17 protein-coding genes are annotated in these 18,170 nt (G+C 69.3%); 4 read left to right on the plus strand and 13 right to left on the minus strand.

Features of this window, described 5'->3' with window-relative positions; translation table 11 throughout:
- Positions 1-6: 6 nt before the first annotated feature.
- From melA to AWB94_RS08400, 6 genes are read right to left on the minus strand one after another with little or no spacing between them, the layout of a single operon-like run.
- Positions 7-1,317 carry an alpha-galactosidase gene (gene melA, locus AWB94_RS08375; RefSeq protein ID WP_062659833.1) on the minus strand — a complete coding sequence of 437 codons (1,311 nt, stop codon included), beginning with the start codon at positions 1,315-1,317 and terminating at the stop codon, positions 7-9.
- Entirely contained in the window at positions 1,314-2,252 is a 939-nt protein-coding gene (locus AWB94_RS08380; protein ID WP_062659834.1) for a DMT family transporter, read from the minus strand. The genes melA and AWB94_RS08380 overlap by 4 nt, the downstream gene beginning before the upstream one ends.
- Positions 2,253-2,269: 17 nt before the next feature.
- A complete protein-coding gene (locus AWB94_RS08385) occupies positions 2,270-3,256 on the minus strand; it encodes an N-acetylglucosamine kinase (RefSeq protein WP_062659835.1) in 987 nt (328 codons plus the stop codon).
- A 6-nt stretch (positions 3,257-3,262) separates the two neighbouring features.
- A complete protein-coding gene (locus AWB94_RS08390; RefSeq protein ID WP_062659836.1) occupies positions 3,263-4,405 on the minus strand; it encodes an SIS domain-containing protein in 1,143 nt (380 codons plus the stop codon).
- On the minus strand, positions 4,398-5,765 hold the full coding sequence (locus AWB94_RS08395) for a D-tagatose-bisphosphate aldolase, class II, non-catalytic subunit (protein ID WP_062659837.1): 1,368 nt from the start codon (positions 5,763-5,765) through the stop codon (positions 4,398-4,400). Before AWB94_RS08395 ends, AWB94_RS08390 begins: the two co-directional genes overlap by 8 nt.
- Complete coding sequence (locus AWB94_RS08400; protein ID WP_062659838.1) at positions 5,762-6,667, minus strand: class II fructose-bisphosphate aldolase; 906 nt, start codon at positions 6,665-6,667, stop codon at positions 5,762-5,764. The genes AWB94_RS08395 and AWB94_RS08400 overlap by 4 nt, the downstream gene beginning before the upstream one ends.
- Before the next feature lie 136 nt (positions 6,668-6,803).
- Between AWB94_RS08400 and AWB94_RS08405 the strand changes: the two genes are divergently transcribed.
- Complete coding sequence (locus AWB94_RS08405; RefSeq protein WP_062659839.1) at positions 6,804-7,589, plus strand: DeoR/GlpR family DNA-binding transcription regulator; 786 nt, start codon at positions 6,804-6,806, stop codon at positions 7,587-7,589.
- A gap of 5 nt (positions 7,590-7,594) precedes the next feature.
- Here AWB94_RS08405 and AWB94_RS08410 read toward each other — a convergent pair whose 3' ends face one another.
- Entirely contained in the window at positions 7,595-7,888 is a 294-nt protein-coding gene (locus AWB94_RS08410; protein ID WP_062659840.1) for a DUF3017 domain-containing protein, read from the minus strand.
- A 57-nt stretch (positions 7,889-7,945) separates the two neighbouring features.
- The gene (locus tag AWB94_RS08415) at positions 7,946-8,794 is read right to left on the minus strand and encodes a bifunctional methylenetetrahydrofolate dehydrogenase/methenyltetrahydrofolate cyclohydrolase (RefSeq protein ID WP_062659968.1); all 849 of its coding nucleotides are present in this window, start codon (positions 8,792-8,794) and stop codon (positions 7,946-7,948) included.
- Positions 8,795-8,832: 38 nt separating this feature from the next.
- On the opposite strand from AWB94_RS08415, the gene AWB94_RS08420 reads away from it, so the two are divergent.
- The 3 genes from AWB94_RS08420 (at position 8,833) to AWB94_RS08430 (ending at position 13,655) form a co-directional block, all read left to right on the plus strand.
- Positions 8,833-10,059, plus strand: coding sequence for an NADH:flavin oxidoreductase (locus AWB94_RS08420; protein WP_062659841.1), 1,227 nt, complete (start codon positions 8,833-8,835; stop codon positions 10,057-10,059).
- 25 nt (positions 10,060-10,084) lie between these two features.
- Positions 10,085-10,957 (plus strand): diphosphate--fructose-6-phosphate 1-phosphotransferase, encoded by an 873-nt coding sequence (locus tag AWB94_RS08425; RefSeq protein WP_234811663.1) that lies wholly within the window; start codon positions 10,085-10,087, stop codon positions 10,955-10,957.
- A gap of 61 nt (positions 10,958-11,018) precedes the next feature.
- A complete protein-coding gene (locus tag AWB94_RS08430) occupies positions 11,019-13,655 on the plus strand; it encodes an FHA domain-containing protein (RefSeq protein WP_062659843.1) in 2,637 nt (878 codons plus the stop codon).
- 59 nt (positions 13,656-13,714) lie between these two features.
- Here AWB94_RS08430 and AWB94_RS08435 read toward each other — a convergent pair whose 3' ends face one another.
- The 5 genes from AWB94_RS08435 to AWB94_RS08455 are packed head-to-tail and all read right to left on the minus strand — an operon-like array spanning position 13,715 to position 18,157.
- Positions 13,715-14,272: a pentapeptide repeat-containing protein gene (locus AWB94_RS08435; protein ID WP_062659844.1), complete on the minus strand. Its 558-nt coding sequence runs from the start codon at positions 14,270-14,272 to the stop codon at positions 13,715-13,717.
- Complete coding sequence (locus AWB94_RS08440) at positions 14,269-14,838, minus strand: GTP-binding protein (RefSeq protein ID WP_062659845.1); 570 nt, start codon at positions 14,836-14,838, stop codon at positions 14,269-14,271. Before AWB94_RS08440 ends, AWB94_RS08435 begins: the two co-directional genes overlap by 4 nt.
- Entirely contained in the window at positions 14,819-15,199 is a 381-nt protein-coding gene (locus AWB94_RS08445) for a DUF742 domain-containing protein (RefSeq protein WP_062659846.1), read from the minus strand. The genes AWB94_RS08440 and AWB94_RS08445 overlap by 20 nt, the downstream gene beginning before the upstream one ends.
- 7 nt (positions 15,200-15,206) lie before the next feature.
- The gene (locus tag AWB94_RS08450) at positions 15,207-15,608 is read right to left on the minus strand and encodes a roadblock/LC7 domain-containing protein (RefSeq protein ID WP_062659847.1); all 402 of its coding nucleotides are present in this window, start codon (positions 15,606-15,608) and stop codon (positions 15,207-15,209) included.
- Positions 15,605-18,157: an ATP-binding protein gene (locus AWB94_RS08455; RefSeq protein WP_062659848.1), complete on the minus strand. Its 2,553-nt coding sequence runs from the start codon at positions 18,155-18,157 to the stop codon at positions 15,605-15,607. Before AWB94_RS08455 ends, AWB94_RS08450 begins: the two co-directional genes overlap by 4 nt.
- Between the last annotated feature and the right edge of the window lie 13 nt (positions 18,158-18,170).

Raw genomic sequence — 18,170 nt, forward strand, 5'->3', positions numbered from 1 at the left:
CCGATCTCATGACGACACCGCTGATCGCAGCGGCTCGGGAAGCAGCTCTGCATGTGCGGCCGTCAGCTCGTTGCACAGTTCCCAGATCTGGTCGACGGTCAGCGTCGCCGCGGTGTTCGGGTCGACCATCGCGGCCGCCCGCACCAGGCGTGGATCACCGTCGACGGCGGCCCGGACCGCCAGCTCGACGGGTCCGAGGAAATTCCGGTTCAGCGCGGCGCATTGCGGCGGCAGGTCGCCCACCCGCATGGGATGGGCGCCCAGCGCGTCGAGCGTGGTGGGGACCTCGACCGCGACGCCATCGGGCAGGTTGGTGATGAGCCCCTGGTTCACAACGTTGGCCGAGATGACCCGGGTGTCACCGGTTTCCAGCGAGTGGATCACCTGGGGCGCGTACTCGGTGGAGCCAGTATCGATGGGCAGCGGCCGGCTGTCGGCCAATTCCGCACGCACGCGTTGATATTCGGCGAGATTGGCCGCGCTGATCGAGACGTACTCACCGATGTTGATCCGCAGCCGCTCGACCTCGGCGGGATGCCGGACATACCACGGGACGTACTCGCTGGAGTGCTCACTCGTCTCGGTCGGGTAGTAGCCCAGACGTCGGTACATGTCCACCCGCACACGTCGCCGCAGCTCCGGGTCGGCGGCGATGCGCTGATCCAGCCGGGGATAGAGATCCTGGCCGTCGCGCTCCCAGCGCAGCACCCAGGCCTGGTGGTTGACCCCGGCCGACCAGTACGACACCTGGTCATAGGGCACGTCGATCAGCTCGCACAGGCCGACCATCGTCCAGTACACCGAATGACACAGCCCGAGCACCTTCAACCGCGGGGCCACGTGATGCAGGTAGGTGACATTCATGGCCATCGGGTTGGTGTAGTTGAGCAACCAGGCGTCCGGGCACACCTGCTCCATGTCCCGGGCGATGGCCGCCAAGACCGGGAAGGTCCGCAAGCCGCGGAAGATGCCGCCGATGCCGATGGTGTCGCCGATGGTCTGGTTGACCCCGTAGCGGGCCGGGATCTCGAAATCACGCACGGTGGCCTGGTGCATGCCCACCTGGATGACGTTGATGACGTAATCGGCGCCGTCGAGGGCGCGCCGCCGGTCGAGGGTGGCCATCACGTCGGGGGTGGCACCGGCCGCGTCCGCGGTCGCCCGAGCGATCGCCTCGGCGGTTTCCAGCCGTTCGGCGTCGATGTCGTGCAACACGATCCGGACGGACTGCAGCTCCGGGAAGGACAGGATGTCGCCGAGCAGCTCGCGGGTGAACTCGACGCTGCCCGCTCCGATGATGACGACGGTGGGTTTCACGTCCGGCTCCTCAGGTCCGAGGTCTCGGGCTTCGCGGTGGACGGGTCACCGCGCTTCTCGTCGCTGTAGACCATCAGCGTCGATCCCACCAGGGCAAGCACGATGCCGGCCGCCCCGTACGGGGTGGGCAGGGTGTGATAGGCGGCCAGTGACACCACGATGGTGAGGGCGGGCGCCAGGGCGTTGGTGGTGGGCGCCACGATGGTGGCCTTGCCCCGGCTCAGCGCCATCACCAGGAACAGCGCCCCTACCGCGTTGAGCAGCTGGGTTATCGCCGTCAATGCCGGTGCCTGCCAAGGGAATCCGATCGGAATGCCACCCATCGAAAGCACCGCCACCGGAATCAGGGCGATCGCGCTGATCGCCATCCAGCCGAAGGTGGTGGCGTCGTTCACGCCGATCGTCGCGGCCTTGCGCATGAAGTAGGCCTGCACGCCCCATGCCAGGCAGATCAGGATGGCCAGCACGAGCCATGGACCCGACGAGCCGGTCGGCTCTGCACTGGTGATGCTGAACAGCACGATGGCGACCAGTGCGGCGATCAGGCCGATCGCTGCGAGCGCCGTGATGCGTTCGCGCAGCAGCACCATCGCCATCAGCACCGTCACCGCGGGCGAGATCGACACGATCGGGAAGATCAGATAGGCCGGGCCCATGGTGAGGGCCTGGAACAGCAGCAGCTGGCCACCGGCTCCGGTCAGCCCGATGAGCAATCCGTATACCGCGGCGCGCGGGCTACGGTCGAAGCGGGCACCCCGCAGCGCGAACACGGCCGGGATGATCATGGTCGACGCCCAGATGCAGTAGATCATCTCGTCGGGATAGCCGTACCGGGTGGCCGGTAGCGCGGAGAAAGCGCCCCACACACCCCAGAAGAGCACCAGTAGGGTGGCGTAGCCGATCCAGCCACGCCGCGGCGGCGATAACTCGGTCATCTGTCTTCCTTCTTCGATCATGCTGTGGCCGTGCGGAGTTGGCTGACCAGGTTCGGACTCACCACGTGCCCGCTGTACTTGGCCGCGTAGAGCGCGGCGCCCACTGCGGGGTCCAGCAGCGGGCGCCGCAGGTCATAGGCCACCGGCTGGTCACGCAGCGCGGTGACGAACATCGCGAGAAAATCCGGGTCGGAGAACATCCCGCCGGAGTAGGACACCGGCACCGTCTCGGCGTCGGGGAATCCGATCCGGGTGCGGGTCGTGTCGATGAGGGCGAGCAGTTCGGTGACCGCGGCCGACAGGATGCGTGCCGCGGTGGCATCACCGGCGCGGGCCGCCGCGCAGACCGTAGTGGCCAGGGCGGCGATCGAACCGCGGTTTCCCGACCATCGGTCGATCACCAGGCTGACGGCGTCCAGATCGGCGCCCAGGGCCAGCCGTTCGCGCAGCAGCCCATGCAGCGGTCCGGCTGCGAGCCGGCCGTCACTCATCCTGCCGAACGCGTTGAGCCCTTGGGTGGCAATCCAATACGCGGAGCCCTCGTCGCCGAACAGCTCACCCCAGCCGCCGACCCGGTGGCCGACTCCGCGGCGCTCGCCATAGGTCATCGAGCCGGTACCGCTGATGACGTTGATCCCGTCCTGGCAAGCCAGTGAGCCGGCCCAGCCGCAGACCATGTCGTTGTCACACCGGTAGCGGTCATGCCCCAGCACGCGGGCCGGGAGCGCATCGAGCCGCTCGATGTCGGCACTGGCCTCGCCGTAGCCGGGGATGCCGAAGAAGGCGGCGGCGATGTCGGCGGCCCGCACCCCGGCCTGCCGGCATACGTCGGTGACGCCCTGTGTGAGGACATCTTCGACGGCTTGAAATCCCGCGTCGGCCGAGGAACTGTTGAAGTAGTAGGACGTCGGTGCGGTGGCCCTGGCGAGGACCAGGCCGTCGCCGTCGATGAGCGCGAACGCGGTCTTGGAACCGCCACCGTCAACCCCGAGGAAACAGGCCATCGCCGGTCACCGCGCCCAGGGATGGATGGTGACGCCCTTGACCACCCGGCTGACCTCACCCGAGGGGAACGGATTGTCCGGTGTCTTGCCGTGTTCCAGCGAAGTGAACAGCGCCAGGTACTGCGCGAACACCAGATACGGCACGGCGACGTGCGAGTCGTCGAGGCCGTCCAGACCGGGCAGCACGACCGCCGGGCCGAGTTCCGGCGGGATCGGTGCGGCGCTGATCACCGTCACCGCATCGCGGCCGAGCTGGGCGCGCAACTCGGCGATGATGTCGAAGTCGTACCGGCGCGTGTAAGGGTCGGTGGATACGTACACCAACACCACGGTGTCACCGTCGAGCACCGATTTGGGCCCGTGCCGGAATCCCAACGGGGAGTCGAAGTACGTGGTCACCTCCCCCGCGGTGAGTTCGAGCAGCTTGAGCGCCGATTCGCGGGCGAGCCCGGCCAGCGGCCCGCTGCCCAGGTAGACGAAACGCTGCTTCTTGGCCTGGGCCAGGGCGCGGATCTCCGGTTGCCGGTCGGCGACGTATTCGGCCGCCCGCGCGAGTGATCCGACGTCGCCGCGCCGGGCCGGCCCCAGGTCGAGCAGGCAGGACAACAACATCGAGGTCAGGCTGGAGGTCATCGCGAACCCGGTGTCGTTGGTGCGTTCCGGCATGAGGACGGTCCGCGTGTTCGGGCGGCCGCGGTGCGCGCGGGCCAGCGCACCCGACGGGTCGCACGTGTAGATCAGATGCCATACGTCGGTGACCAGGTCATCGGCCAGGGCGGTGGTCGCCAGGCTCTCCGGGCTGTTGCCGGACCGGCCGAACGACACCATCAGCGTCGGGGTGTCCGGCTCGAGATGATCCAAGGGTGCGGCGACGATATCGGTGGTGGCGATGGGCTCGACACGGCGGTGCAGGTGCCGCCGCAGCGCGGGGGCCGCGATGTCGCCGATGAACGCCGAGCTGCCGGCACCGGTCAACACAATCCGCACGTCCGGGCGCTCGACGATCCCCCGCACGAACGCGGCGACGTCGTCGTCGACGGCACCGGCGACCTCCCGCCACGCGTCGGGCTGCTGACCGATCTCGACGATGGTGGCGCCGCCGCTCTGCTGTGCGGGGAAGGCGGTGGATCGGGTCTGGGCGCTAGTCATCGGCACCTCCGGGGGTCAGGATGCGGGAATGGTCTTGGGCGGCACGGCATGCGACGGCATAGGGGCGTAACGCGTCCCGTATCCGGTCGATCACGAGTGCTTCGGCATCGGGGGTCAGCTCACCGGAACGGATCCGCTCATACTGGGCCGGCAGGAACTGGCTGACCAGCGGCAGCGGGATGCCGATGCGGTCGAGGTTGGCCAGCAGCGTGCGCCGCGCGGTCTCGACGGCGTCATCGGCCCAGTAGTAGCGCAACCGATCGCTGTAGCTGTACCGGCGTGCGGTGCGCTGGGCCACCGGATCGCCCTCGTAATAGCTCTGCCAGTAGCCGGGTTCGGCCAGCATCCGGCGCTCGACGACGTCGACAAGGCCGGATCGGTCTTGTAGCGCAACGAGTTCGGCTTCGATCAGGCTGAGCGCGAACAGCGCCTCGCGCATGGCGAAGGTCAGCGCGGGCCCGACTTTGAGGATGGCCCAGTGATCTTCGACCAGTTCACGCAGCTGGGCGGGACGCTGATAGTCGGTGGAATGCGCTTCGAACACCAGATGATCCTCGGTGTCGAGGACATGACGCAGCGCTGCGGTCGCGTCGCGCCGGTAGTCGATGACGTTGAGATGATCGAATTCCACCCCGGGCTGCACCACCAAGGCGATGATGCGCGACCAGACGTCGTCCAGGCCCGCGGCGGCGAAGGCGGCGCGGTGCGCCGCGATGGTGCGCCGGGCCCGGTCGGCCGGCGTGGGAGTGAGCTGGTCCAGGGTTTCGTGGGCACCACCGGGCACCGGCACCTCGGTGCCGATGACGTAGACCGGCGCGTCGGCACCGAGATCGCGCACGGTGTCCTCGGCCACCCGCAGCAGCCGCGCGGTGCGGCCGGCCACCACGTCATCGGAGAGCACGGCGGGGTCGTCGGCACAGGACATGCTGCAGTCCAGGTGGATCTTGCGGTAGCCCGCCGCGACGTAGGCCGCCACCAGAGCGTCGGCGTTGTCCATTGCGGCATCGGCGGTTTCGCGCTGCCACCGATTGGGTCCGAGGTGGTCGCCCCCGAGGACCACCCGGTCGCGTGCGAAGCCATGCCGGTCGGCGACACCGTGGACGAGGTCACGGAACTGGGCTGGGCGCAGTCCGGTGTAGCCGCCGAACTGGTCGACCTGATTCGACGTCGCCTCGATGAGCACGTAACTGCCGTCGGCCGCGGCCTGCGCGATGGCAGCCGCCACCACCGTGGGGTGCGCCGAGCACACCGAGTAGACGCCGACCGGCGCGCCGGCCTTGTGCGCCCGGATCGTCTCGGTGAGCCAACGCCCGGTGTCGGCGGCCACGGTGCCGACCGCTGCCGCTGCGCCCCCGCTCATCGCGCATCACGCTCCCCGGCCCCGAGGAGCTGCGGTGCCGTGTTCGCACACAACGCGGCCACGGTGTCGGCGACGGCCTGGCGTCCGGCGCTGAGGTAGGGGCGCGGGTCGACGCCGGAGGTGTCGGCGGACAGCGCCTGCCGCAACGCGGCGGTATAGCCGACGTTGAGGGCGGTGCCGACGTTGATCTTGCGCATCCCGGCGGCGACGGCAGCACGTAGTTGATCATCGGACACGCCCGAAGAGCCGTGCAGCACAAGGGGAATCGGCACATGGGCGGCCAGTTGCCGGATAAGGTCGATATCGAGGCGGGTGTCACGGGTGGTCATCGCGTGGCTGTTGCCCACGGCCACCGCGAGGCCGTCGACCCCGGTCTGCTCGGCGAAGACCGCCGCTTCGGCCGGGTCGGTACGCACACCCGCGGTGTGCGCGCTGACCGTGCCCGATTGCGCGCCCGGCTCCTTGCCGCCGATCGCGCCGAGCTCGGCTTCCACCCACAGCCCCGCCTGATGCGCGCTGCGGACGAATGACCTGGTGCGTTCGACGTTGTCGCGGTACGGCAGGTGGGCGGCATCGATCATGACCGAACTGACGCCGAGCCTCGTGGCGGTGTCGATGGCCTCGCCGAGCAGGCCGGGATCCTGAAAGTGGTCCAGGTGCACCGCGATCGGCACGGCGGACGCCTCCGCGACCCGGGCGCAGGCCGACACCAACGGGGCGATCCGGCCGCCGTGGAAGGCGACGGTGTTTTCACTGACCTGAAGCAGCACCGCATCCCCGGTGCGCTCGGCGCCCTCGGCGATGCCCTCGGCGTGCTCGATCGTGATCACGTTGAAGGCGAAGAGCGCCGTCTGCCGGCTGGTCGCGGCGGCGACGAGCGCGGCGGTGGAGGCCAGGGTCACGATGCCACCCGCAAGCGGGGAGGGGTCACGTCGAACATTCGTCGATCATGAGAAGCTCGCTCAACACGCGCAATACGAACCCGCAAAACGATCAGTAAAACTGATTGGGTCACCATCGAACCAGGAGTGATCGGCAATGTCGCTCAAGCGGACCGACCGGATGCGCACGGTGCTTGCGCTGTTGCGAGACCGTGGCGAGGTCGCCTCCCAGGTGCTGTGCACCGAGTTGCGGGTATCGGCGGCCACACTGCGCCGCGACCTGAGTGAACTCGAGGATCAGGGCCTGCTGGTCCGCACCCACGGAGGCGCCCGGGCGCTGGACCCGGGCAGCACCGAGATCCCGGTGCGGCTGCGCGATCACCGGATGGTCGCCATCAAGCGCCGGATAGCCCGGCACGCCGCCGCGCTGGTGCCCGCGGGTCAGCAGGCGGTCGCCCTCACCGGGGGTATCACGACCGGTGAGGTGGCCCAGGCACTGCGGGGCCGTCCCCAGATCACCATCGTCACGAACTCACTGACCATCGCCGGCGAATGCGCCGTCGACGCGCACATGAAGGTGATCATGACCGGCGGCGTGGTGCGCGGCAATTCCCTTGAAGCCGTTGGCCCGATGTCCGAGCACGCCTTTCAGGTGATCACGGTCGGCACCGCGGTCCTGGGCGCCGACGGCATGTCGGCCGAGGTGGGCGCCACCACCTTCGACGAGGCCGAGGCCAGGACCGCAATTGCCATGGCCGCCAATGCACAACGCGTGGTGGTCGCCGTCGACGGTTCCAAGATCGGCAAGGTCACCTTGGCAAAGATGGTGCCGCTCAACCAGATTCATCACCTGGTGACCGACTCCACCGCCGATCCCGACCAGCTGGCGCGCATCGCCGCGGCCGGCGTGCAGGTACACGTCGTCGACGCGGGCGGGCACTGACCCCGCTAGCTGGTGCCCAGCGGGTCGATCGTCCAGGCGATGTACAGCACGACCGCGCTCACCGTGGCGGTGGTGGCGACGTCGATCACCTTGGACCGCACCACCAACAGTCCGGCCCGGTCCTCGGTCAGCGCCAGCCGCAGCGCCGCGGCCACTCCGACACCGATCGCGATGACCAACGCTCCGCGGCGCCAGTAGCCGGCCACCACCAACACGAAGGCCAGCACGAAGATCGCCCCGACCGTCAGGATGGGCCACTGACCACCGAACACCTTGCGGGCAAACTCCTTGAGCGTCATGGCTTCCCGCTCTTCGCGCAAGCGCTCATCGGGGCCCTCTGCTCTTCGCGCAAGCGCTCATCGGTCCATCTCGGCGCGCTCGACCACATTGGTCAGCAGGAAGGCCCGGGTCAGCGGGCCCACCCCACCCGGGTTGGGCGACACGTGGCCGGCCACGTCCCACACGTCCGGGGCCACGTCGCCGGTCAGCTTGCCTTCGACCCGGCTCACCCCGACGTCGACGACGGCGGCACCGGGTTTCACCATGTCCGCGGTGACCATGTAGGGCACGCCGACGGCGGCGACGATGATATCGGCCTGCCGGGTCAGCTCCGGCAGGTTACGAGTTCCGGTGTGGCACAACGTCACCGTCGCATTCTCCGACCGGCGGGTCAGCAGCAGACCGAGCGGGCGACCCACCGTCACCCCGCGGCCGATCACCACCACGTGCGCGCCGGCGATGGGCACGTCGAAGCGGCGTAGCAGGTGCACGATGCCGCGCGGGGTGCACGGCAACGGTGCGTCCTTCCCGAGCACCAGTCGGCCCAGGTTGGTCGGGTGCAGACCGTCGGCATCCTTGTCCGGGTCGACGCGCTCCAGCGCGGCGTTCTCGTCCAGGTGCTTGGGCAGCGGCAACTGCACGATGTACCCGGTGCACTCGGGGTTGGCATTGAGCTCGTCGATGGTCTCGTCGAGGGTGGCCTGGCTGATATCGGCGGGCAGGTCCCGGCGGATCGAGTTGATGCCGACCTTGGCGCAGTCGGCATGCTTGCCGCGCACATAGGCCTGCGAACCCGGGTCGTCGCCGACCAGGATTGTGCCGAGTCCGGGCGTCCGGCCCGCTTCGGTCAGTTTCGCGACGCGCTGCTTGAGATCGACGAGAATCTCGTCGCGCGTGGCCTTGCCGTCCAACGTAATCGCACCCACGGGTGCCATTGTGTCAGGAGCCGTGGCAGGCTCCGACTATGAACAGTTCGCAGAATGTGTCCACCGACGTGTTCGGCGCCGCCAAGCTCGGTCCGGTGACCCTGCGCAACCGCATCATCAAGGCCGCCACCTTCGAAGCGGCCACGCCGAATGCGCTGGTCACCGACGACCTGATCACCTATCACCGGCTGCCCGCGGCCGGTGGCGTCGGGATGACCACGGTCGCCTACTGCGCGGTGTCCCCCGGCGGGCGCACCGACGGCTGGCAGCTGTGGATGCGCCCCGAAGCCGTGCCCGGACTGCGCCGGCTCACCGATGCCATCCACGCCGAGGGCGCGGCGATCAGCGCGCAGATCGGCCACGCCGGGCCGGTGGCCAACGCCCGCACCAACAAGGCGCAGGCCCTGGCCCCCGGCCGGTTCTTCAACCCGCTGTCCATGCGCTTCGCCAAGAAGGCCACCAAGGACGACATCCGCGCCGTGCTGGCCGCGCACGCCGACGCCGCGCGGCTGGCCATCGACTCCGGCTTCGATGCCGTCGAAGTGCACCTGGGCCACAACTATCTGGCCAGCGCGTTCCTTTCCCCGCTGCTCAACCGTCGCAGCGACGAGTTCGGCGGCTCGCTGGAGAACCGGGCCAAGGTGGCGCGCGGGGTGGTGCGCGCGGTGCGCGACGCCGTCGACAAGCACGGCGGCAAGCGGATCGCCGTCACCGCGAAGCTGAACATGAGCGACGGGGTGCGCGGTGGGATCACCAACGAGGAAGCCGTGCAGACCGCGAAATGGCTCGAGGAAGACGGCGGCCTGGACGCCATCGAACTGACCGCGGGCAGCTCCCTGGTCAACCCGATGTACCTGTTCCGGGGCGACGCCCCGGTCAAGGAGTTCGCCGGCGCGTTCAAACCACCCATCCGCTGGGGTGTGCGGATGACGGGCAAGAACTTCCTGCGGCAGTACCCGTACCGAGAGGCCTACCTGCTGCGCGAGGCCCGGCTGTTCCGCGCCGAGCTGACGATGCCGCTGATCCTGCTGGGCGGCATCACCAATCGCGAGACCATGGACCTGGCGATGGCCGAAGGCTTCGACTTCGTCGCGATGGGCCGCGCCCTGCTGGCCGAGCCGGGCCTGATCAACCGGATCAAAGATGCCGAAGACCCGAGCGCTGTCCGTTCGGCGTGCACGCACTGCAACCTGTGCATGCCGACCATCTACAGCCACACCCACTGCGTGGTCACCGGCGCACCCGACGCGCTCGTCACGTCCTGACACCGCCATGATCCCCGGCGACACCATGACCACCTACCGCTACGTACGGGTGGGTTTGGTGGCGCTGGTGGTGTTCCTACTGGTCTCCCTGCTGCTGACCTGGGCCCAGAGCTGCCTGCAGGGGTCGATCAGCGCGTTCTTCTACACCCGCACCCACGGCGTGTTCATCGCCGCACTGTGCGCCATGGGCGTATGCCTGGTCGCCTACCAGGGCAGCCGCCTCGGTGAGGACGCGCTGCTGAACTTCGCCGGCTTCCAGGCGTTCCTGGTCGCGCTGATCCCCACCGCCGTCGGCGATGTGTGCCGGCCCTGGCTGCCGTCGGTGGCCGATCCGTTCGGTGCCGTCGCCAACAACGTCATCGCGCTGTTCGTCGCCGCCGCCGCGGGGATCGGTCTCTACCTCGGGCTGCAGCGCTGGCGTCCCCGCCAAGACGCGCCCACCACCACCGAGTGCGCGCACGCCGAACCGAGGTGGAAACGGGTGGCCGCGGTCCTGCTGGCCATCGAGCCGAAACTGCCGTGGACCCTGTTCGCGCTGGCCGTCGCGCAAGGTGTGCTGCTGGTGGTGCCGTGGTTCCGCGACCGGACGCACACCGTCGCGGCGGTGGCGATGTTCTTGGCCATCACATTGGTGGCCGTCTACCACGCCTGTTACGCCCGCGCCGCGGTGCGACAAGTCCGTGCCCGGTTCTATGCGACGGTGGCGGCGGCCATGCTCGTCACCGTCGTCGCGGCCGTGCTGCTGCTGCCGGTGCGGCTCCCGTACGCCGTGCTCGGCGTCGAGGTGATGCTCATCCTGTTGTTCGGCATGTTCTGGGGTGTGCAGACCTGGGACGTGTGGAACGACGAGGACAGGTATCCCAGCGACGCGGTGCCCGCCCTGGCCAACCCGAGCTGATACCGAACCGGCATGTGTGCCGACCCCTGAGTCGGCGCCCCTACCGATAGAGTTGGGAGCGATGAGCCGACCCGCAGCGCCCGCCCTGTCCGTTCGCTACGACGGGTCCGCACGGACCTTCTCCGCTGGCAACGATGTCGTCGTCGGTCGCGATCTGCGCGCCGACGTCCGGATCGCCCACCCGTTGATCTCCCGCGCACACCTGGTGCTGCGCTTCGACCAGGGACGATGGATCGCCATCGACAACGGCTCGCTCAACGGGATGTACGTCAACGGCCAGCGGGTGTCCACGGTGGACATCGCCGACGGCCAGCGGATCAACATCGGTAACCCGGACGGTCCGCAGCTCACCTTCGAGGTGGGCCGCCACCAGGGCTCGGCGGGGACACCGCCGCAGACCACCTCGATACCGGTCACCCAGCGGCAGAGCACGGCGTGGCCGACGCAGCCGCCGTCGTCGGGCCCCTGGCCGACGGGAGGGTCGACCCCGGCGCCGCCGGTATCACGGCCGCACTACCCGTCGGGACCGCAACCGAACTATCCGACCGGCCCGCACTACCCGTCGGCCCCGCAGCCGAGCGCACCGATGCCGCAGTACCCGTCCGGTGTGCAGCAGAGCGCGCCGTACCCGACCTATCAGCAGCCGGCGCCGGCCGCGCCGCCCACCACCTTCGGGCCCACCGCGGTTCCGCGGTCCAGCGACGGCAACATCGGCACGACGATGCTCAAGATCCTGCGGCCGGGTCGCGCCCCGGAGGTGCCGGCGGGCGGGATCAAGATCGGTCGCGCCACGGACAACGACATCGTCATTCCCGATGTGCTCGCCTCGCGGCACCACGCCACCTTGGTGCCCGTCGGCGGCGCCACCGAGATCCGCGACAACCGCAGCATCAACGGCACCTTCGTCAACGGTCAGCGCGTCGACGAGGCAACGCTGCGCGACGGTGACGTCGTCACCATCGGTAACGTCGACCTGGTCTTCGCCGGCGGCACGCTGGCCCGGCGCACCGAGACCGAGGCCGACACCCGCACCGGTGGCCTGGAGGTCCGCGGGCTGACGTGGACCATCGACGGCAACAAGACCCTGCTGGACAACATCTCGCTGGACGCCCGGCCCGGCACGCTCACCGCGGTGATCGGGCCGTCCGGTGCCGGCAAGTCCACCTTCGCCAAACAGGTCGCCGGGTACACCCACCCGACCAGCGGCACCATCACCTTCGAGGGCCACGACATCCACGCCGAGTACGCCTCGCTGCGTTCCCGGATCGGCATGGTCCCCCAAGACGATGTGGTGCACGGACAGCTGACCGTCAAGCAGGCGCTGATGTACGCCGCGGAACTGCGGCTGCCGCCGGACACCACCAAGGCCGACCGTGAACAGGTCGTCATGCAGGTGCTCGAAGAGCTCGAGATGACCAAGCAACTGGAGACCCGGGTCGACAAGCTGTCCGGCGGCCAGCGCAAACGCGCGTCGGTGGCGCTGGAACTGCTGACCGGTCCGTCACTGCTCATCCTCGATGAGCCGACCTCCGGTCTGGACCCGGCGCTGGACCGTCAGGTGATGTCGATGCTGCGCCAGCTGGCCGACGCCGGCCGCGTCGTGCTGGTGGTGACGCACTCCCTGACCTACCTGGACGTGTGCGACCAGGTGCTGCTCCTGGCCCCGGGCGGCAAGACCGCGTTCGCCGGGCCGCCCAGCCAGATCGGTCCGCAGCTGGGCACCACCAACTGGGCCGACATCTTCAGTAGCGTGGCCGGTGACCCGGCCGCGGCGCACCGCCACTACCTGGAGCGCAGCGCCCCGACTCCCCCGGCGCCGCCGTCGGAGAAACCCGGCGATCTGGGCAAACCCGCGAAAACCAGTCTGGTGCGCCAGTTCTCGACGATCGCACGCCGACAGTTCCGGCTGACCATCTCCGACCGCGGCTACTTCATCTTCCTGGCGTTGCTGCCGTTCATCATGGGCACGCTGGCCTTGACGGTGCCCGGTGACGTCGGCTTCGGCCTGCCGGTACCGGCGATCAAGGGCGGTGAGGCACCCAACGAGCCAGGGCAGATCCTGGTGCTGCTCAACGTCGGGGCCATCTTCATGGGTACCGCGCTGACCATCCGCGCCCTGATCGGTGAACGCGCCATCTTCCTGCGTGAGCAGGCCGTCGGGCTGTCGACGACCGCCTACCTGTTGGCCAAGGTGGCCATCTTCACCGTCTTCGCGCTGGTGCAGTCGGCCATCGCGGTCACCATCGCCATCCTCGGCAAGGGCTGGCATGAAGGCGCGGTCGCCACCGGCGTGCTGTTGCCGCGCAGCCTCGAGCTCTACGTCGACGTCGCCGCGACCACCATCTGCGCGGCGATGGTCGGCCTGGCGCTCTCGGCGCTGGCCAAGTCGAACGAGCAGATCATGCCGCTGCTGGTCATCGCGATCATGTCGCAGCTGGTGTTCTCCGGCGGCATGATCCCGGTGACGGGTCGCATCGTGCTGGACCAGATGTCCTGGGTCACCCCGGCCCGTTGGGGATTTGCCGCCACCGCGTCGACGATCGACCTGACCGGGCTGGTACCGGCACCCCTGTCACCGGATGACTCGCACTGGAAGCACACCACCGGTGTCTGGCTGTTCGACATGGGCATGCTGGTCGCGCTGTCGGTGTTCTACATCGGCTTCGTGCGCTGGAAGATCCGCCTCAAAGCCGGCTGATTCTCCGCGATTTGTGGAGCCGCACCCGGAACCATTACGGGTGCGGCTCCGCAAATCACTCATTCACCGTGGATGTCCAAGCCGTGGGCGGCGGCATACGCCAGGCCTTGCGGGATGTCGATCCGGGCGCCACGCACCTTCGCCGTCGTCCAGAACGTCGGGTCGACCCGGGCGCCGCGCAGGTCGGCCTGCTCGAATTTCGCGTCCTGCACCCGCACCCCAGACAGGTCGGCCTGCCGCAACACCGCCTTGCGCAGATCGGTCTCGACGAGGCTGGCCTCCCGTAGCCGCGACCCGGACAGGTCGATACCGCGCAGATCGCAGCCGCCCAGGACGGCCAGCGTCAGGTCCACCTCCGTCATGACCATCGGCCGCAGCCTGGCCTCGGTGAACACCGAGCCCAGCAGGCTGCAGTTGACGAAGGTGCTGTGCCACAACGTGGCCCGGCGGAAGGTGCAGTTGCGGAAGGCCGAGCCGGCGTGCACGGATTCGGTCAGGTCCACGCCGCTGAAATCGCATTCGTCGAACACCGAGCGCTCGGTACGGATGCGGCTCAGGTCATCGCCGCGGAAATCGTGCCCGGTGAACTCGCGATCCACCCAGACCGGCTCGGTCACGACGGCAGCGCGGCAAGCGCGTACTCGGTGACGGCGATCAGGGCGTCGCGCGCCGAGTTGCGGTCCCTGGCGTCGACCGAGACGATCGGGATACCGTCGGGCAGCGCCAGCGCCTGCCGGATCGCGGCCGCCGGATGCCGCGCGGCGCCGTCGAACTCGTTGACGGCGATGATGAACGGCAGCTTGCGCGCCTCGAAGAAGTCCACCGCGGCGAAGCTGTCCTGCAGCCGCCGCACGTCGACCAGGATCACCGCGCCGATCGCGCCGCGCACCAGGTCGTCCCACATGAACCAGAACCGGCGCTGCCCCGGCGTGCCGAACAGGTAGAGCACCAGATCCTGGGCCAGGGTGATCCGGCCGAAGTCCATGGCCACCGTCGTGGTGCTCTTGTTCGGCGTCGCCTCCAGCCCGTCGACGCCGGCCGACGCGGTGGTCACCAAGGCCTCGGTGCGCAGCGGCATGATCTCCGACACCGCGCCGACGAAGGTGGTCTTGCCCGCACCGAAACCACCGGAGACGACGATCTTGGTGGAGCTCGTTCGGTGACTAGAGAGCCCGTAGGCCACGCAACGTCCTTCCGATCAGTTCGCGTCGTTCATCGGTCGAGGCGGCGTCGCCGAGTGTCTGGTGCACCGTGAGATACCCCTGGGTGACCAGATCTCCGATCAACACCCGCGCCACGCCGAGCGGCAACGATAGACGAGCCGCGATCTCCGCGACCGACGGACCATCCCTGCCGAGTTCCAGTATCCGCGCCCGGACATCATTCGCCGGCCAGCGCGGCACCGGGGCGACGTCGCGTGTCCGGATCGGCGCCTCCCACGGCAGGTCGACGGCGGGTTCGGTCCGTCCGGCGGTCAGCGTGTACGGCCGCACCAGACTGGGTTCACCGGCGTCGTCACGCTCCCAGCCGTCCCCTGTGCCCATGGGCGACTCACAGGTGCTGGCGCGCTCGCCGGGCCGACTGGATCACCGTGCCGACCCGTTCGACGAGGATCGCCATCTCGTAGCCGATCTGGCCGATATCGCAGGACCGGGTGGCCAGCGTGGCGAGATTGGAGCCGTCGCCCACCCGCATCAGCAGCAGGTAGCCGTTCTCCATCTCGACCACCGACTGCATGACGTGGCCGCCCTCGAACAGCTGCGCGGCCCCGGTCGACAGGCTGGCCAGCCCGGAGGCGACCGCCGCCAACTGGTCCGCACGTTCGATCGGCATGTGCTCGCTGGCGGCCATCAGAAGGCCGTCGGCGGATACCAGGACGGCATGCGACACCCCGGCGACCTCCCGGGCGAACCGGGAAACCAGCCAGTCCAGGGACTCTCGGGTGGTGCTCATTCGAATCCTCCGGTCTCGCGCGCGTGCGTGCGGCCCGCGTGCACGCCCCCGAAGTGGCTGCTGATGCTCGCCCGGACCGTGGCCGGATCCGGCAGCGGCCCGGTGTCGAAATCGTCGCCGGCGGGTTCAGATGCTAGTGGGTCACCGCCGGCTCCGGGCACCAGCCGGGCGCCCGGCTGTCGCACCGGCAGTCCCTCGGGAGTGTGTTCGGCCACCGGGGTGTCCTCGGCCGCGGCGGCCGCCGACCAGCCGTTGTCCCAGACCGACTTCCAGTCGAGGTCGGCGCTGGAACCCAGATCGGTCGGGTCGACGAGCCACTCCGAGAGCATCTTCTGGTAGATCGCGTCGTCCGACCCGGTCACGGGTTCGGTGTGCGGCTTCGGATCGTCGCGCACCTGCGCACGGGCGGCGAAGAAGGCCGAGGTGTCGGCGGGCTTCTCTGCGGGCTTCTCGGGGGGCTTCTCGGGGGGCTGCGCTGTGGGCCCGATCTCCGGGCCGCCGGCGATCCCACTGGCCCCCGGATTGCGTTGCGGAAGAGATGAATCGAAATCCGGCGCCGGCAGCACGGGCCGCACGAGATCGGCCGCGGGCTCGACCGGCCGGTCGAGCACCGGGGGCACGACGGACGTCGGTGGCGCCGGCGCGAAATCGGTGACAGGGACGCTGCCGACATCCCCGACCAGCAGATTCTGCGGGACGTAGATGCCGGCGGTGATCCCCGACGACGGGTCACCGGCCACCGTGCTGCGCAACCGCACCACCAGACCGTGGGTGTCGGCCAGCCGGCCGATCACGAACAGACCCATGTGCCGTGCGGTGTACGGGTTGATCTCACCGCCGGACTGGAGACGGGTGTTGGCGACGCGCAGGTCGGCCTCGGTCATGCCCAGCCCCTCGTCCCCGACCTCGATGACCAGCGCGCCGTCCCCGGTGCGCACCGCCGACACCCGCACGTGGGTGGCCGGCGGCGAGTAGCGCAGCGCGTTGTCCAGCAGTTCGGCCACCACGTGCACCAGGTCGGCGGCGACGGCGCCGTTGATGTCCGTGTCGGGCAGCGCCGCGGTGGCCACCCGGGTGTAGTCCTCGACCTCGGAGGCGGCGGCGTTGACGACGGCCGCCAGCGCAACCGGGCCGGACTGTTCCCGCGACAACCGGGTGCCGGAGAGCACCAGCAGATTCGCCCCGTTGCGGCGCATCCGGGCGGCCAGATGGTCCAGTTGGAACAGACTCTGCAGTCGCTGTGGGTCGGCCTCGTCGCGTTCCAGCTGGTCGATGAGGACCAGCTGTTGGTCCACCAGGGACCGGCTGCGCCGAGACAGCGTCTCGAACATGTCGGTGACCTGCAGCTGCAGCCGCGCCTGCTCGGCGGCCAACAGCACCGCCTGCTCGTGCAGCTCGTCGACGGCGTGCGCGACCTGGCCGACCTCCTCGGTGGTGGGCACCGGCAGCGGACGGATCGGGCCGGGATCTCCACCGGCGCGGACCTGCTCCAGTTCGCGAGCCAGGTCCTGATGAGCGACCTTGAGCGCGCCGTCGCGCAGCCGCCGTAGCGGCCGGACCAGGGATCGCGCGACCAGGGCCACCGCGATCAGGGCGACCAGGATGGCGCCGACGACCAGGATCGCGTCCCGGATCGCGGTGCTGCGCTGGTGGTCGGCCTGACCGTGCACCGCCGCGGTGATCGACGCGGAAGTGTCGGCGATGATCTTGCCGGCGATCTCGTTGGTGGCCTGGATGGACTGGGCCAGGTCGGCATTGTTGGGCAGCGGTATGGCCGGGTCGGACATCATGCCCATTCGGCGGACCATCTGCTCCTGCAGCTTCTGCGCGTCGGCCGAGCCGACGCCGAGCACCTGGCTCATCCCGAACAGCGTCGAGGGTTCGGTACCGGCCAGGGTGATCATCGAGGTGCGCAGTTCCGGTTCGGGCAGGTCGGCACCGCGGTTGACCAGCAGCTGCTGCATCGTCATCTGACCGCGCGCGCCGACGGCGCGCGACAGCCCCACGGTCTCGGCACGGATCCGCTCGTCGTCCACCCGCACCGAACCGTTGATCGCGTCCTCGGCGGTCAGCAGGATCGGCGCGTAGGTGGTGATCCGGTCCCGCAGGCCGATGGCGTTCGAGGTGACACCGTCGAGCAGCTGCCGGCCGCCCTGCAGGATGGTGGTGACGCCCTTTTCGACGTCGGGCACCGCGTCGGTGCCGGCCAGCTTGTCGGCCAGGGTTTTCCGGCTGGCATCGAAGGCGCCGAGGGCGGACTGGACGTCGGTGTCGGTGGAGGTGGCCAGCAGCGCGGTGTCCAGCGCGGCCATGTAGTCGACGATGGCCGGCACCAGGTCGGCACGGTCGGCGGCGCGGCGCAGGTCGGCCGCGGCGCCGAGCCCCGAGGAGATCCGCAGGCCGCCCAGCACGCCGGCGAGCACGAGCGGAACCAGGGCGATGGCAAGCACTTTCCAGCCGACGGGCCAGTTGCTCAGCGCCCAGCGCGACGGCCGCTTGACCGCATCGGCGGTGTCTTGCGTTGTGGCGTGCGCGAATTCGTTGCTCATCGGTTTCCTGCTG

The organism is Mycolicibacterium canariasense (assembly GCF_002101555.1).
GTDB classification, from domain to species: Bacteria; Actinomycetota; Actinomycetes; order Mycobacteriales; family Mycobacteriaceae; genus Mycobacterium; species Mycobacterium canariasense.